Origin of the sequence: Haladaptatus sp. DYSN1 (assembly GCF_029489995.1) — an archaeon.
Classification (GTDB): Archaea; Halobacteriota; Halobacteria; order Halobacteriales; family Halococcaceae; genus QDMS2.
This window is the reverse complement of sequence record NZ_CP120472.1, coordinates 78,564-94,788: the sequence shown is the minus strand read 5'-3', so window position 1 is coordinate 94,788 and position 16,225 is coordinate 78,564. Positions and strand designations below refer to the sequence as shown.

The 16,225-nt window shown below is 57.1% G+C and carries 15 protein-coding genes and 1 pseudogene; 5 read left to right on the top strand and 11 right to left on the bottom strand.

Translation table 11 applies throughout. The features are described from left to right. Positions 1–92 precede the first annotated feature (92 nt). Entirely contained in the window at positions 93–1,301 is a 1,209-nt protein-coding gene (locus P0648_RS18230) for a CBS domain-containing protein (RefSeq protein ID WP_277506288.1), read from the bottom strand. A 571-nt stretch (positions 1,302–1,872) separates the two neighbouring features. Between P0648_RS18230 and P0648_RS18225 the strand changes: the two genes are divergently transcribed. Then, complete coding sequence (locus P0648_RS18225) at positions 1,873–2,682, top strand: winged helix-turn-helix domain-containing protein (protein ID WP_277506287.1); 810 nt, start codon at positions 1,873–1,875, stop codon at positions 2,680–2,682. Positions 2,683–2,828: 146 nt separating this feature from the next. After that, positions 2,829–4,073: a serine hydrolase domain-containing protein gene (locus tag P0648_RS18220; protein ID WP_277506286.1), complete on the top strand. Its 1,245-nt coding sequence runs from the start codon at positions 2,829–2,831 to the stop codon at positions 4,071–4,073. Between the two features lie 81 nt (positions 4,074–4,154). Here P0648_RS18220 and P0648_RS18215 read toward each other — a convergent pair whose 3' ends face one another. From P0648_RS18215 to P0648_RS18205, 3 genes are all read right to left on the bottom strand, one after another. After that, a complete protein-coding gene (locus P0648_RS18215; RefSeq protein WP_276248601.1) occupies positions 4,155–4,292 on the bottom strand; it encodes a hypothetical protein in 138 nt (45 codons plus the stop codon). Positions 4,293–4,642: 350 nt separating this feature from the next. Beyond that, positions 4,643–4,903, bottom strand: a complete 261-nt coding sequence (locus P0648_RS18210; RefSeq protein ID WP_276248600.1) for a hypothetical protein — start codon at positions 4,901–4,903, stop codon at positions 4,643–4,645. A gap of 176 nt (positions 4,904–5,079) precedes the next feature. After that, positions 5,080–5,559 carry a hypothetical protein gene (locus P0648_RS18205; RefSeq protein ID WP_276248599.1) on the bottom strand — a complete coding sequence of 160 codons (480 nt, stop codon included), beginning with the start codon at positions 5,557–5,559 and terminating at the stop codon, positions 5,080–5,082. 237 nt (positions 5,560–5,796) lie between these two features. Here P0648_RS18205 and P0648_RS18200 point away from each other — a divergent pair, with 237 nt between their 5' ends. Further along, a complete protein-coding gene (locus P0648_RS18200) occupies positions 5,797–6,105 on the top strand; it encodes a YdhR family protein (RefSeq protein WP_276248598.1) in 309 nt (102 codons plus the stop codon). A gap of 229 nt (positions 6,106–6,334) precedes the next feature. Here P0648_RS18200 and P0648_RS18195 read toward each other — a convergent pair whose 3' ends face one another. The 7 genes and pseudogenes from P0648_RS18195 to P0648_RS18165 all read right to left on the bottom strand — a co-directional run bounded on the left by P0648_RS18195 (position 6,335) and on the right by P0648_RS18165 (position 13,834). Next, positions 6,335–6,889 (bottom strand): DoxX family protein, encoded by a 555-nt coding sequence (locus tag P0648_RS18195; protein ID WP_276248597.1) that lies wholly within the window; start codon positions 6,887–6,889, stop codon positions 6,335–6,337. A gap of 293 nt (positions 6,890–7,182) precedes the next feature. After that, entirely contained in the window at positions 7,183–7,353 is a 171-nt protein-coding gene (locus P0648_RS18190; protein ID WP_276248596.1) for a hypothetical protein, read from the bottom strand. A 214-nt stretch (positions 7,354–7,567) separates the two neighbouring features. Beyond that, positions 7,568–8,002, bottom strand: a complete 435-nt coding sequence (locus tag P0648_RS18185) for a helix-turn-helix domain-containing protein (protein ID WP_277506283.1) — start codon at positions 8,000–8,002, stop codon at positions 7,568–7,570. Between the two features lie 770 nt (positions 8,003–8,772). Then, entirely contained in the window at positions 8,773–12,351 is a 3,579-nt protein-coding gene (locus P0648_RS18180; RefSeq protein WP_277506281.1) for an ATP-binding protein, read from the bottom strand. 461 nt (positions 12,352–12,812) lie between these two features. Continuing rightward, a pseudogene (locus P0648_RS18175) lies at positions 12,813–13,049 on the bottom strand (type II toxin-antitoxin system HicA family toxin); the annotation flags it as partial. 9 nt (positions 13,050–13,058) lie between these two features. Further along, positions 13,059–13,319, bottom strand: a complete 261-nt coding sequence (locus P0648_RS18170) for a hypothetical protein (RefSeq protein ID WP_277506280.1) — start codon at positions 13,317–13,319, stop codon at positions 13,059–13,061. Between the two features lie 134 nt (positions 13,320–13,453). Next, complete coding sequence (locus tag P0648_RS18165) at positions 13,454–13,834, bottom strand: hypothetical protein (RefSeq protein ID WP_277506279.1); 381 nt, start codon at positions 13,832–13,834, stop codon at positions 13,454–13,456. A gap of 74 nt (positions 13,835–13,908) precedes the next feature. Here P0648_RS18165 and P0648_RS18160 point away from each other — a divergent pair, with 74 nt between their 5' ends. Continuing rightward, positions 13,909–15,063, top strand: coding sequence for a type I restriction enzyme HsdR N-terminal domain-containing protein (locus tag P0648_RS18160; RefSeq protein ID WP_277506277.1), 1,155 nt, complete (start codon positions 13,909–13,911; stop codon positions 15,061–15,063). 523 nt (positions 15,064–15,586) lie between these two features. After that, positions 15,587–15,847 (top strand): HTH domain-containing protein, encoded by a 261-nt coding sequence (locus tag P0648_RS20615; RefSeq protein ID WP_369685691.1) that lies wholly within the window; start codon positions 15,587–15,589, stop codon positions 15,845–15,847. Positions 15,848–16,225 lie beyond the last annotated feature (378 nt).

Sequence of the window (16,225 nt, the reverse complement as noted above, 5' to 3'; positions counted from 1 at the left end):
CAACCGGTCTCTCACAGACCACCTACCACCCGACACAATAGTTTTCTTTCAATCGCCTCCTTCCACCCCCCTCTGTGGGGGAATGGAGTCCGTCACCCGCCGAGCCACCACCCGTAGAGGTGTTCTTGAGCCTCAGCGTCGGATTGCTTCTTCGATTGGCCGTACGTCTTTCCCTTGAGAAGCTGGCGTTCGACGGCGTTCGCCGCCAGACGGAGGGCGTGCGTCGCGCCGTAGCCTTCGCCATCGGCCGTAAAGTAACCACGGTCAGTGACCAGCCGAATCCGTGCCAGTACGAGTGGTACCCCCCGGCTCTGTTCCTTATGCTCCTGTAGTTCGATACTGGCCTTGATGACGCTCATCTCGCCGTACTTCGCGGTCACACTCTCGATCAACGCGGAGACGTCGTCGTAGTCCATTCCCTCTAGCAAGTCGAGTCCGAACACCTGCACTGCATTCCGGTCGTCGCGCTCCCACGTAAGCGCCTCAATGACGTCCGTTTTCGTGATGATACCGACTGGGTCGCCTGTTTCGTCGGCTGTAACGACGAGTGAGGAGATCTCACGTTCGAACATCGTTTCGACGACCTCGTCGAGCGGGGCGCTTCGCCGGACCGTCACCACTACATCGGACATCAGATTTTCCACCGGTAGATCGAGCATCCGTTCGGAGTTGCCCTCGCGGGCACCAAATCCACCGGGGCTCCTCCCAGAGCGTCCGCGGCCACCGAAACTCCCTGACGATCCACCCTGGCTCTTGCTCCCGCCTCGCGTCGTAAACTCGATGACGTCGTACAGGCTGACCATCCCCACGAGATCGTCTCCGTCGATAACAGGGAGGTGGGCGATACCGGACTCCCGAAGCATATTGAGGGCTTTTCCGATTGTCGTCTCGGAGGTCGCGCTGACGAGCTTCGGCGAATACGCGTCGTCGACGGTCACAGCATCGAGGAAGGGGCGGACGCCCTCGAGGACAGCATCTGCGGTCACCACACCAACGACACGGCCGTCATCGAGCACGGGAAGCGTTTTGGCATCGCTGCCGATCATGAGCCGCGCGACCTCGCGGACGTCCTCGGTGCGGTCGACGGCCGGGACGTGCTGGACCTGTGAGCCGACCTTTGCAGAGGGCTGATTGGACGAGGACGCCAACTGTCGGCGGCTGACGACGCCACGATACTCGCCACCGTCTGTCACCACGACGGCATCGAGTTCTTGATTCTCGAAGGCGCCCGCGACCTTCGAGAGCGGCGTCCCAATGTCGAATTCGGTGAACTTCGTGGAGAGGATCTCGGAAATATTCATGATTACTTCCCTAGTGTGAGGGGTGCAGGACGGTTATGCCTGTCTCACAGTTCAGCAATACGTGACTATTGGTTCTACTCGCACTCGCTTTGGCCACAAACTACCAATTGCACTTCCACTCGTTCATGAACAGCTGTGTTCTGCAGCTGAATGCACGTACTAGATGGGCGTATGTTCAAAATTCTACAAAAAGCAAGGCAGAGTGCCTCGGGGCTTGTCCCCGAGGTACTTCAGCGTGTTCCGAGCGTTCACAGAGATGCAAGGAGGAAGCCTACGGCTGTAGCGGTGGGAGGAATCCGACAAGCCTCGAAAGACACTCTGTCGTCAGACCGGGAGTCCACGGACAAGCCCACGACTTCAGTCGTGGGTCGATGACAGCCGGATACTTCGTTGAGAATCGTGAGGACGCCGACAGGGGATGAACAATCAACGTTCGAGAAATGCAGGATCGACCGACAGGGAGACTCCGGGTTAACCGACGGTCTTCTGTGTGCGGGAGTGATTTGGTCCTGTGTGTTCAACCGGCTACGATAAGCGTGGGGAGGCCGTATAAGCCCAGTACGTGGAATTCATGTCTCCACTTGATCCCCGGGAGGACGTTGCGTTTCTCGCCCGCTCGGCACACCGCGTCGCGGTTCTCGACACGCTGGCGAATGGGCCGATGACTCGCTCAGACCTCCACGAGGTGACCCTCATCCCCCAACCGACACTCGGTCGTATTCTCGAACCGTTCCAGAAGCGCAACTGGATTGAACGACGGGGCCGGAAGTACGCCCTCACAGTCTGGGGAGAACTCTTGGTCACGGACTTCCGTGACCTGATAGAGACAGTCGAAACGATTCAGCAGCTGAGTGACGTACTCCAGAAGCTCCCGACGGACGAGATGGCATTTGACGTCCGGGAATTCGCCGACGCAACCGTCTCGATGCCGGAACATGGCGACGCGTTCGGTCACCTTCGCCGTCTGGAGGAACTGTTCTTCGGAGCCGACCGAGCTCGACTCCTGAGTCCGACCGTCGCGATGGGTGCCCCTGCGGACTACCATGAGCTGTACCAAGCGTTCCTCGATAGTGACAGGCGGGCCGAATCTATCGTCTCCGTGGAGGCGTTGACACAGGTCCAGACAGACGAGACGTACGCCAAGATGTTTCGGCCCGCCTTCGAGACGGGTCGCGTACGGATGTTCGTCTACGACGGCGCGATCCCGTACGTGCTCGCAATCGTGGACGGACTCACGCTACTGGCACCGACCGACGAACACGGTATCCCTGTTGCGCTTGTCGAGACAGACAACCAGGCCGTCCGGTCCTGGGTTGAGGAGAAACTCGACGATTATCAGGAGCGAGCGACCGAAGTGACGCTCGATGACGACCTCCTGTGACGGAGTTGCGCGGTGTGAAAAGATTGCGTAGAATATCGTTATATTGACATGTATCCTCTATCTACTTACGATGGAGACATACACAGTACAGTCCGAGGTTACTGTACAAGCGACGAATGTGATTATCGTCGATGAGGTGACTGACGATGGCGTCTGAGGTGGGCGTCAAGCAGGCACGGTTCGGCGAGGATTCAGTTCCTCTGCACGGGACCGTCGCGGAGGGGTTCGAGGCCGTCCGTGAGGTGTTCGCGGAGAATCTCCAGAATCGAGACGAATTGGGGGCTGCCTGTGCGGTCTATTACCGTGGCGAGCCGGTCGTCGATCTCTGGGGAGGGTATCGAGACGTGGCCGCCAAGCACCCCTGGGAGGAGGAGACGATGGTTCCCGTATTCTCGGCGACCAAGGGGATGACGGCCGCGGCGACAGCCGTCGCGCTCTCACGCGGATTTTTCGGCCTTGACGACCGAGTGGCCGACCACTGGCCGTCGTTTGGCCGAAACGGGAAGTCGGCAATCACGGTGAGAGAGATACTCGACCATCGGGCAGGTCTTGCGGCGTTCGACAGGCGACTGACGCTCGAAGAGGTAGCTGACCAGGAATTCCTCTCGGAGTTGCTCGCCGCCAAGACCCCGGAATGGAAGCCAGGCACCCGGTACGGCTACCATGCCTACACCGTCGGGTGGTACCAGAGTGAACTGCTCCGTCGAGTCGACGGGCGGACCTCCGGGCAGTTCTTCGCTGAAGAGGTGGCTGAGCCGCTTGGGTTGCAGTTCTACATCGGCCTTCCAGAGGGAATCCCAGAAAGCCGTCTGGCAGAACTGAAGCCCTTCTCGCTTCTGACGTTGGTCAAGAATCTCGACAAGATGCCGATTCGCTTTGTCGGCCCTCTGCTCAATCCCTGGTCGATCACCAGCCGTGCTGCTCTTCCGCTCAAGGGTGGGATTGATGCAGTCTTGAATCCGAAACTCCGGTCGATAGAGATTCCGGCGGAGAATGGGATCGGGACCGTCCGTTCGATTGCCCGAGTGTACGGCGACCTTGCGACCGGTGGGCGTCGGCTGGGCATCGACGAGTCGACCTTCGCGGAGCTGACTGCGACGCCTGTTTCGCCACGGGGTGGCCACCGTGACGTCGTGCTCGGAATCGAGACAGCCTACTCGATGGGATACTCGAGGCCCTACGGTGACTTCCAGTTCGGAAGCACACCCCGTTCGTTCGGGACACCGGGCGCTGGTGGAGCGTTTGGCTTCGCCGACCCAGATGCGGAACTGGGCTTCTCGTACGCACCGAACCGGCTGGGCGTTCACCAAAAAGACGACCCTCGAGAGAAGGCTCTTCGAGATGCAGTGTATCGCTGTCTTACCCGAGAACCATCATACCGAGACCGGTGATCGACTCACATTCTATTCAATCCGCGTCCCCAACCCGTAGACTGAGTGGTTAGGCGTACGTTAGGTAGGCGATGAACGTAGCTATTCGTGTGCGAGTTCTTCGTAAATCTCCTCGTGTTCGTCGAGGTCCTGGAGACCGAGGAAACGAATCAGATACCGCCGTGCCTCCTCGGGCGACAGATCGTCGAGGGCGGTGGATTCGTCACGTTCTGCGGCCATGCTTAGTCCTCACTAGGGGAGCTGTCGTCATATTCATTCGGTTCGTCCGTGGCCTCTGCAATTCCACGTCCAAGCCCACTCGGAAGCTGGTCGGTCTCTTCGATCCTCGCTACCCAGAGATTGATTGTCGCAACGTATTCCGGTGCGAGTGGTTCTGTGTGGTTCCGGAGATACGTGAGTACGGTGTCTCGCTCAACGGCTGCTTCGTCTGTTGCAAATGCCTGGCTCTGTTGCAATCCTTGGATATTGACGGGAAGTGCGTGCGAGATACAGAGGATGTATACAGCAGAACGAATACTCCTCGATAAACTCGAAAACTGAAAGAGTATTCGACTGGTTTGGGGGCACGCTTACGTGTCGGCAAGCTGTATCCCACGCGCAATAACATACATCAACACGATACCGGTGCCGACGGCTAGAATGAACTGTGTGATGACGGTAAGGAGTCCACCGAGCAGGGAGTTGCCAGCGACAAGTAGCACGAGTAGAAACACAAGAAGCGCCAGCCCTCCGAATAACAAGATAAGACCGGCAAGTGGGAAGACTTCTGCTCGGATCTGACTAAGATCTAATTCGCCTGATTCCTGGTCAATAAACGGCGGTGACGGCATACGATTGATATGTCGATGTGACCTAATGAACTGTTGGATTAACATCGGGACAGAGGATCTAAACAGAATATCGCAGTGCTATGTTCGCGCTGTAAGTTCAGCACGGGTCATCCGAACGACTCGGTTTCTGTCAGGAATGCCGTGACCGACTCAGAGAGTGTGTCTCGCGTAGTTGGTCACAGGACCGAGCTGGTGACGCTGAAGAGAATAAACAGTACAATCGGAGCAAGAAGCGAACTTACGAGGGCCACTCGAGGTTTCTCTTCACGGAATTTACCTGCCAATCCGTATGGAATGCTCAAGCTGGCAGTGACTGCAATGAACAGGCTAAGGTTCCGTAGGAGTTCAACTCCTGCACCGGGATAGCCACCTGTTGCGTTCATCGTCGATAAAAATCCGATGAATGCGGTCACGGCTATTCCGAGAAACCCCCAAGCCCCCAATAGGGCGATCTCCCACCAGATGACAGAGGGAGCAAACCGAAGATACGTGAGCAGAGCAATCAGCAGAGGGAAACCAAGAACAACTGCCAATTGAACAGTCCCACTCCGAAGTGGAGAGCCGGGCAAATTCCCAACCAAGAGGGCGACTCCGAGAACGAATAGTCCCACAAGCAACCCCGTGAATCGTTGCTGTGTAGAATCAAGTGTGATCATGACCCACTACTGAATTGTTCATCGACCAACAAATTCTTTTCTCCAGTCATTGTTAAGTGCAGGACATCACTCATGCATGCCGAATTACGAAATGACCGACTTGCGCCCTGTCTTCAGCACTGTCGTAGAAACCTCACCACTCCCTGTCAGAAGCGGCGTGCTGCATATAGAGGCTATCTGCACCAATGTGAGGAACGGTTTTTCCGTCAGACCGCGTAGTTCAATCGGTGAACCGCTATGGAAATCGTTTTCATCACCTATGAGTCGGAGTTGGATGCAGACGAGGTCGAATCGCTGTTCCAGGATCGTTCCCAAAAGTACCGTGAGATGCACGGATTGCTCCAGAAATTCTATCTTCACGATGAGGAGAGCGGACGGGTCGGCGGTATCTACGTCTTTGACTCCGAAGCGTCAGCAGATCGGTTGTTCGAGTCAGATATCCACTCAAGTCTGCGAGAGGCGTATAAGGTGCGAGACATCGACATCGCTCGGTACCACGTGATGTTCCCCTTGTACGAGTCCGCAGAATTCCCAGCTTCGCCTTAGATCGGTCCCGGATGCGGAACCGACCCTGATTCAGGACGAACTATTGATTGGCTCTCGGATCTGGGTTTGCAAGATACGCGCGCTCTATTCAGCACGCGCTTGACGTGCTATCAGGCACTTGGCAGATGAGTCGTGCGAGATATAGAGGCTGCATGCAGCAGGCTGGTTCGGTAGATTCCCCCGATTTCGGCTGAAAACGGTGTTAGATGCTTCGGTGTATTTACCGATGTTATCCAAGGAGATATCGCATCCGGGGGTACCGTTCAACGAGTGGCTGGCCACTGCTTTCATACTGTTCGATATAGGCGTCGAGCCCGATGATTCGCCCCGCACCGAAGGCGGCAACGGCGAGGAAGACGAGCATGTACGCGAAGTCACCGTTGATGTAGCCGTGGGCGATATCCCAATTCCCGAGATAGAACATGAGCATCATAAACGCGCCGAAAAACGCCGCCAGTCGAACGAGTGCTCCGACAATCAGCCCGAGCCCGATGAGCAGCTCTCCCCATGGAACAGCAATATTGACGAAGTCGACGAACCAGGGCGTGTTCCCCATCGTCACGAAGAGGTCAGCAACCGGACTGTTGTTTGCTGGTGGGGCGTTCTGGAGGTAGCCGGCGGCGCTGAAACTCCCGGAGAGTACCTTGTCCAACCCGCTCTGGAAGAACGCAAACCCCATCATGAGCCGCAGCGCGAGGATGAACCACACGCTCAAGGTGTGAAGTTTCCCTTCAGCAGTCACACCCGCAACCGTACTACTGAGCCCAACTTCATGAGTGGCCATATCTGGTATTACTAGTTGACAGGTGAAAAGAGTATCCCAATTTCAAGACAAGTCCCGAAACAGGAAGAGAACGCTACTTACGCCCTCTGTAGGTCTCACTCTTCTCCCTCACCCAGCCATGACTGGCTGTGACCGACTCGCGCTGTGAATACAGCACGGTCATAGAGGACTACTCGGGGACTGTCAGAAGCGGCGTGCAACACTCAGAGGGTGAGTTCAGCAACCCACTCCTCTCTGTTACACACATCGAGAACCGAGCAGAACGAGAGGTAGTGCCTGCAAGTGGTCTGGATTCAGTTGTCACTCAATGCGATTCCAAAGGCAATTCCGATTGCAACCCCCATTGAAAGCCCTATTGGCAAATTATCTATTGCGACGCCAAGTGCCGCCCCAGCTCCAAGTCCAAGTGCCAGCCCCATTCCCATCTTATTACGATTAACCCCACCGCTACCTTCTTCAGACATAACTCCCACATAGTATTCTCATACAATAACTGTCTGTACTATCTCTCCAGAGACTGGTTTCCAGAATTCCCGAACTGATTTGCAGACTATGCGCTCTCTATTCAGCACGGCTCAACAAACTATCCCGACCGAGTATTTCCACAGAGCCAAACCGGTAACTCGGGGCGTTGCTCGCTAGCCCGATTTTCGTCTGCCGTGGCGACACTCTATCCGATTAGGCAGATGTTCCTGACCGATTCGAGTGCGAGGTTGTGTCGACGGTGAGCGGGAGCGCCACGTGGATCTCGTCGTATGGGACGACCGGGCGCTTGGCACGCCCCTCGGTTTCGAACTCGACGAGGCCGTAGGATTCGAGTGCCTTCAGGTCGCGGTGGACGGGGCTAACGTCGCGCTCGACAAGGCGTGCAAGCTCGCGGATACTTCCGGGTTGGTCGCGGGCGATCGTCTGGAGGAGTTCGATGTTGGTGGCGTTAAACACCTCCTGGAACTGTGCGCCCGAGGAGAACGACAGGCGGTGGGTCGGGCCGTCGATTGCATCGGCATCTCCACGCAGCGCAGCGGCGATGTTGTCTGCTTCGTCAGCGAGGACGTCTCCCGTGTCGATGGTGACGTGCAGGACGGTACGGTCAGTGTGTGTATTCTCGTTCATTTCTTCTCACCGCTGTGCGGAAGCGGTTGCGGAGTTCGTCCGGACCGGGATCGTCGAATCGGACGATTGGCTGGTCGTCCATCCTCGCGTGTTGATGGGCAAGTCAACATCATGAATGTTGCTCCCAAAGTCAACAACCGACTTAACTCAGCACGAGATTCAACCCACTTTCCCAAATCCAGTGAGGTCCCACAATCGGGTGAAATCCCCGGAAGAGACGTGGTTGTGGTAATCTGAACCTGAGTGTGGAGATGGGTGCTCGCGGCGCGAACGGCGTGTCATGAAAAATTGAAACCCCCGAATTCGGCGGTTTCGAGGGGCCTTCAGCCCACTATCTGAGTGTGGAAATCCCCCGATTTTCGACTGAAATAGGCCATTTGCACCACGGTTTGCCCGCGCAAATCTCCACAATCGGCTTCGGTCTAGCGGTTTTGAATTTCGAGTCGTTTCTGGCCGTTGGAGTCGCCTCGTTTAGCCCGCAGTGCCAGAACTGAAACCCTCGAATACTGGCCGTAGGCCCGCTCACATAGCTATATTCACATTTTCTCTTTTCATCGAAAAACACACAGTTCCCACTCCACACTCAGATCCACACACTGGATACAGCACCTCTTCCGGGGTTTCAACCCGATTGTGGAGATTCAGTCTCTGATTCTAGGAATGTGTGGGTTGCGGTGCCAATGCCTGGAGCCTCTCACACCACGTCAAAACCATGCCACAAGAAACCAATTCGTCGGATAGAACCGCCCAAAACCCATAGAAACCCGAATTCAGCTGTCGATGAGTTTGGCCATGTTGTCGCGAAGCCAGGCGACCGAGTACATCTGGGTGAGCCCGGGAGCATCGATTCTGAACTGGTTTGGCGGGGTGGATTCCACATACGTCTTCCCTACCCGGGTTTTGCCATCTGTGGGGTCGTTCAGTGCGCTCAACACAGAATGCCCGCCCTTTCGGTCCATCACGACCCAAATGGCTTCCTCTGGCTCACAGGCGGCCATCTTGTCGTAATCCTCAGGCACCGCTCTCCGATAATCGTGATTGATGCGCTCTGCTTCGCCCACAATCAGAATTTCGTCGTCTGCGTCCAGTCCAACGCAGTCTAAGCGGTGCATCTCGAATTCTTCGGAGCCATCTAACTCCTCACCACTGCCCATGAAGTCAGCCGCAGACACCCCACCTTCGCGAATCTCGTAGTAGGGCACGACCTCCACCACAGAAGATTCCGGGTCGTCTACGTACCCTCGCTCCATGTAGCGACGCAGCACCTCCACCGCGAAGACGTGCTGGCTGGATTCCTCTAAGTCGCCTTTGCCGTGCCCGTAGTCGATACCCTGACGGTAGCTCTCCCCAATCGCTCGCCGTCCTTCCGGAGTAACAGAGAACAACCGATGCGGGTGGTCGGTGTCGTGGCGCAACACGTCCGCGTCAAGGAGGTCCTGTACGGCGCTGCTCTCGATGCCGACGTACTCCTGGAGGCGAATCATCGAATCACGCGTAAGGTCGTACTCCAGGTCATCATAGCGCAACTGCTGTGCGTTATACACCACCTGCAAGAAGAGCAACTGCAGGTCGCTCCACTCGGAAGCCTCCCGCTCTTCTTCGGTGAGCTTCAACCCAACCGAACAGACGGGGATGTCGTCTCTATCGACTTTTTCGAGCGACGAACAGCACTCGATGGCGCGTGTCATCCCCGCTACGCTCCGGTCGTAGCGATTATCGCACATCACACAGCGCAAGGCGTTGATTTCCCCGTCGTACTCCACCGTTTCGGGCATGCGTTTCGTATGAGCGAGTGCGGTATCCACCCGCACCAGCGAAGGCGTCTCCTCGTCGAAAGAAACCACGCTCGGTTCGTACAGCGTGAGGCCGGCCTCCCTGTACGTGCGGTCGAGCGTCTCCTCAAACGTGTCTGCAAACCGGGCTGTCTGTCCCGCTGTGAGTGGCTGTGTCCCTTCAGGGTCTCCCGGCGGCAATGGTGCAGACTCGACGACGAACGGCCGTGGCTCCGACTCGCCGAACGCGGCAGGCAGTTTCACGAACCACTGCCCACGGTCAAGCGCCCGGAGTCGATTCCCCACCTCCGTGGCGTCCATGTCTTCGGTCGAGAGACGGCGAGCCAGCCGTCGGTCGATAGGCACGTTTCCGGTCACGAAGGTAGAAACGTTGTTCAGGACCTCGTTGTACGCCCGCTCGCTGGCCTCTCTGAGTTGGCCGGGGAATTGCATCGCCAACGTCACTGAACACCCGAAACTCCGTGATTTCGCGAGGAACTCGTTCAACAGGTCAGTCACCGCAACAGACGCAGCCTCTTCGACGTACAGATTCACGAGCGGATGGTCGTCTTCCGCATTCCCTTGCTGGGTTCGCCTCCGCAATGCCGTCCACAGATTCGAGAGAATCACCAGCGTCACGACGCGCTGGGCTTCTTTGCGAAGGCCACCCGTATCGAAGATGATGACCGTGTCCTCGTCGAGGAATTCGGCCAGGTCGAAGTGCGGCCCCTCTCCTTCCTCGTCGGCGACGTGATTGAAGATGCGTGCCAGGCGCTTATCGAGCGGTATCTTCTCCATTCGGTTGGCCACGCCCTGCATGATTTCGTCAAAGGAGCGAGCGCGATTCGCGACCACGCCCCCGAGCATGCGTTCTAAGCCCTCGTCTGAAACTGCAGGCGCAGATTGCCTCTCGTGCATCCGACGGGTGGCTTCGTGGAGTTCTCGATGCGAAAACGCGTCATCGCCGTTTACGGGGTCGAACAGCGCTTTCACGAGATACCGGATGATATCCGGAGACCGGACGGCTTGCTCGAAGCGCCGCTTGCCCATAATCTGGGTGAGAATCTCGATGTAGTGGTCGACGGTATCTTCGACAGCCGTGGTCCGTTCGACACCCGCCTCCAGTTCGTCGCGGATGTCGAAAAACGAGAACGCAGGCAGGACCTCCGAGCAATCGAAGTAGCGCACGTTCTCCAGGTCGCCGTATCGGGCGAAGTGGGCGCGACAGTAGTCTTCGCCCATGCCGTCGCCCTTCGGGTCGATGAGGATGTTTGCGCCCCCAGTGGCTGCCTGGTTCTCGAGGATGGCGTTTACGAGCGCCGTCGATTTCCCCGAGCCCGTTTTCCCGAACCACGCAACGTGCAACGGCTGGAGGGCAGGTGGCAGGGAGAGGCCCTGTTCTATCGTCGCCCCATCTTGCGTGAGCGGGTGGCCAAACAGCAGGCCGTCCGTGTACGCACGCAGCTGGTCTGCAGGGGGCCGGGGCAGGGAGGTTCGCTCCCCAGGTGTCGGGGCAATCGCCCGCTTCCCAGCGGCAGTGAGCGCATCGCCCGAGAGCAGGCAGAAGTTCGAGGCTTCGCGGGCGTCTGCGACGATGGCTCTACTCGTATTCTTCGTCCACGGGAGTTTCTTCGAAAGGCGGTCGTAATCTGCTGGGTAGAACCTTCCAGCATGGATATCTTCGTGAACTCGTTGGGCCGCTTTGTCGGTGTGGACGGCACTCAGAATCTCATAACAGGTGTGGCTCACATCTCCGAAGGCAGTCGCGAGTTCGCGGATTGGCTTCGTGGGTTCTCCCAGTTCGTCCGTACCAATTGCCAGTGCCCGGGCGTTCACGTCGAACGAACGCCGCGTGCCTTTCGCAGCGAGTTCGTCGAGTCGAGTCTCATCTCCCACCGTGAGTGTATGCTCGCCTTCGAGCGGTGGTCCCCAAATCGCGTTCGAGAGCTTGCCACCGAACGTGTCGAGGTCGCCCTCGATGTCGATACGTCGCTCTTCTGCCTGTCGCGACCAGTCGGGCTTTGGCCGTATGAGTGTCTGATACACGAGCGGGGCGCGACTCTCGGCCATTGTCTCGACAATCGCGGTGAGCGGGAATCGTGAGTGTTCGTCGTGCTGGAACTCCTCAAAGAGAGTGAGTTGCGTTTGCCAGTCGCGGGTGCGGTCTGTCTTTCCCAGGAATTCGACGGCAGCGAGCGTCGAGTCGTCCGAAAATGCAGGAAGTGGGGTTTCATCATCGACACGGGTGAGTTCGTACGTATTCGGAAACAATCCTCGGAGGATGCGTTCAAGGACGTCTATCGACCCGTCGTCGATGCCGACGTAATAGTCGATGGTCGTATCGACTGCACCATCGGAGACGAGGAGAAACTCGATTGTCGGCGGGTCAGGTGTTCGTCTTGAAAGTTGTGAGAGGACGCCCCCACTCGTCTCTGGGCCGAGACCATGCACTCTTCGGAGGTGTCTCGTGACAGTCTCCGGATGCAGTGAGTGGTCAGTTGGGCGAATGCGGAGGTAGGGAGTGTGGTTTTCAGCAACGGTCGACCGGTCGTCGGTGGGTGCGTCTGTGACGGGCATCGAAATCTGCGGTAGTATTCCTGGGGCTGTACTATGCAATAATAGTGCGCATAGTGATAGCAAGCGACATGATTGTGTGGTAAGGGGTTTGGGTGTCGTCTCTAACTGTTCTACCTCGTTGTTGGTCGGTGAGGTTTCGCGAGTATGAAGTCAGGCGATGGTACCACCCGAACGCCCCCGGGCGCTCGCGGTCGCTCAGACGACATATCGGTTTCGCCGATAGGGGTCGCTGAGCCGACCAGGCAGGCGCGAGCGCCCGGCCCCGTTCACTCCCACCCCGTGGCGGTTGCGTAGTCACACCGCATACCCACCGACAAGGACGTACTGATGGCCCTCCTCGGTGAGTTCTGCAAGGAGTTGGAATCACTTCTCGCCGCTGAACCGACGGACAAACACTCGGCAGTTGAACAGTCGGGCCGAGTGCCCGCTCACGCTGGTCGTTCATCAGATTCAGACGAAATCTACCAGTGGTCGTCGATCCACTCACAAAATGAGTGGAAATCCTCTGCACCACATTGCTCTGCGATACTTCCAAGTGTTCCACGAGGAATCTCTCCATGGAGTGGAATAGTTGGCCGTCGGACCTCGCCAGTGTCTGGATTGACGTACTCTAGTGTGAGGTGACTCCCAGTCCGTGACGTCGGCTCGTAATCGAATTTCATCAGCACCTTCGCAACTTCTCGACCTGTGAACGTCGTCGGCCCACGCTACTCGTCCCACGGCGGACGGCCTTCGCTTCCAGCTTCGTTCTCATCGAGACCAAGTTCTTCGGCCAATTCGCTCTCGTCTACGGGCTCGCCCTTTCCATCGTACGCATCGAGTGCGTCAGCAAGCATCCGCAATGCTTCCGCACGATCGTCGCCGAAGGAAGCCACACCCGTCTCAATGTCCTTCGCGGTGACTCGACCATCATCCTCACGAATGAACTCAACGCCACCGTTACGGTTGTCACGAGTCGTGCTGGCCATCTCTACTAGAATTGAGTCGACGTCTACAGATAAGCGTTCGGACGGCTTGCATTGTACTCTGACCGGGCGACACAATCAATCGGAGAAATCATGCTAAACCCACCCTCTCTATTCAGCACGCGATATCTGTCAGGTTATGAGGGTTTCAGCAGAGTCACAGCGTCTATCCTGACGATATCTCTCACGTCTACGTTGATATCGAACATGAGCTGAGCGGGAACTTCTTCATCCACTACGTTGAGCAGTGGTCGAGGGAGCGTATCGAGTGTCGATGGGATCGACACGAAAACCCACACAACGCTCGTGACCACTATCATCCATTTCCCGCTGCCTCCCGTGACGATGCCGTGGACCGACCATACCCCACCGACTTTTTCGACGTCCTCGGTGTGGTTCTCTCCGATATCCAGGCACAGTGGGGAGAGACGTTCGAAGACGGCTAACGGCCGACTTCCAAGAGCTCTGTTCGCTGGTGGGTGATGTGCGGAACTGTGACTCTTCGCCTCTATTCTCATAACTGAGTGGTTAGAATCACAGCTGTCGGTCGGGGAGACTGTTTAAGGTACCACAGCAAGAGTGTCTTCGTATCATGAATCACGCCGCTATCGACGCATACGTCGAGCGTTCTTTGGGGCTCATCGAAGCCGATCCCCAGATGGACGAAGAGAACACCAAGGCGAAACTCATCCACCCATTGATTGACCTTCTTGGCTGGGAAATCTATTCGACGGCAGTTGAACTCGAATACGGGATGCAAATCGGTACTGGCCACAAGAAAGTGGACTACGCCTTGATGCTCGAAGAGACGCCTGTTGTCTTCATCGAAGCAAAGGGTTGTGACACGTCCCTTACTGACTCTCACCGGAGCCAACTTCGGAGCTACATGCGCGTCGCTGGTGTGAACTGGGGGCTGCTCACGAATGGGAAGTCGTTCGAACTGCTGAAAACGAAACCTGACGCGGCCCGTCCAACCGAGGTAACGCTCGCGACGGTAGGCCTTGCAGACCTTTCTACACAGGACGATATTCTTCGATTGCTCTCTCACGAAGCGATTCAGTCTGGTGAATCGGAGAGCGTTGCTCGCGAGCTGGAAAAGACCCAGCAATCGATTCGGACGCTTCGCGACGAGAAGGATGCCATCGCAGAAGACGTAGCGCAGGTGGTCTTCGATACGATTGGCGAGATGAAACATCATCAGGTCGAGACGGAGGCCAAAGCCTTCGTTGACCGGCTGATTGCGGCATTTCAGGGAGGTTTAGAAGAGGACGATGCTCCCAAGGGGTCGCCGCAGGAATCCACTGCGTCACCAGCAGGTGATGCAATCGCAGGGAAGATTCGACGAAGTGCTCTTGAGGGGGCCGGTGACGAGCTCGTTGCCGTGTTTCCAACTCGTGAATCAGGCATCTCGTTCCTGAAAGAGAACAATGCCTGGGGCTTCGTTCGAATTGGTCGAACTCCCGAGTGGGTCGCGATGTATCTTACGCGGACTGCCAAAGAGGTCCGATATGTCGCCCGAGTCAAGGATATCGTCCAACCAGCGGAGGCACCTCTCGCACGGCCCCTCTCTGCATACGATGGGGACCAGGCTGCATTCGACGAAAGCAAGCAAGTGATCCTTTTCGAACCCAACTCACTGTACGAACTCGAAGACCCGATTCCATTTGAAACGAGATATCCACAGAGTCTGCAGTACACCACACTCGATGCACTCCGAACTGCGACGACGACTGATGAGTTGATTTAGTCAGGTTGCGAGTACGCTGCGGTATCTGTGGGTATGCTTTCGTACCCTGTCTATCCCGTTGCTTGACGGTCCGTCACACTCGCTGTTTTCTGTCTATATCCCGGCGCTGTTCGCGAACCTTTGGAGACTTCCAGGGACGTCTTCAGACAGAATCGTACTTTAGAGTATCATTATTTAACAACTCGATTGCACTCTCTCGACAGTGCTTTTGGAGTCAAGCAACTCCTACACGCCGAACGCCCCCGGGCGCTCGCGGTCGCTCAGGCGACATATCGGCTTCGCCGATAGGGGTCGCTGAGCCGACCAGGCAGGCGCGAGCGCCCGGCCCCGTTCACTCCCACCCATGAGGGTTGCATAGTCACACCGTACGTGTCGGTGGTGTGCTCTCATCGGACGCCAGTTCAGTGGTAGTCACGTCACATTTGTCGATGCAGCCTCTTTCGTCGTTTCTGCACCAGCGACCCTATGCTGACCTACACGTCTGTTATCTGTTGTTTCCTATACTCGGACAGTGTTTGAGTAGATGGAACAAGGTATAAGGGTCTGTCTGCGTGTCACGCCAACTGCGGACACGAGGGTGTTCAGATTGCAGGTGGCAGACGATGTGTTCCGAGTGCTGGTCGACGCACACGACACAGAGTTCACACTGCGAGAATTGGGTGCAGAAACGGATCATAGCCGCTCGACCATCTGGCGAGCCCTGGAACTGCTCGATGCCGTTGGACTCCTACGGATTCGTGAGACGTCACAGCGAAAGTACGTTGCAATCGAGTGCCTGTGTTGAATCTTCGCGCTATCGGCGTTTGACATACTGATTCGCGTTGCGTTGAGTGACCGACGCGTGCTGGCATCTACCTACTAACGCGTTGTACAGACCGATTCGGGTTTTCATATTCGTTTCTGGCACGCCCCGCTCGCCGCGTTTCACCCGGACGCTGCTCACGGCTCCTCCGTCGCCGTTCGCTTCGAGGCTCTCCCTTCGGTCGCGCCTCGTTCGCTCGGCACCGACCATTCCGGGCTGTCGCGGCGGAGCCGCGTTCCGGGCGTCTGGTTTGCCGCCAGCACCAAGCGCGCTCTCGGTTGCGTCTCCCCGTGGTCGACGGACGCGAAACCGGCTTGCGTGCTGGGCGCTCGCGTCGGGTGACGCTGGCGCGCGGTGCTG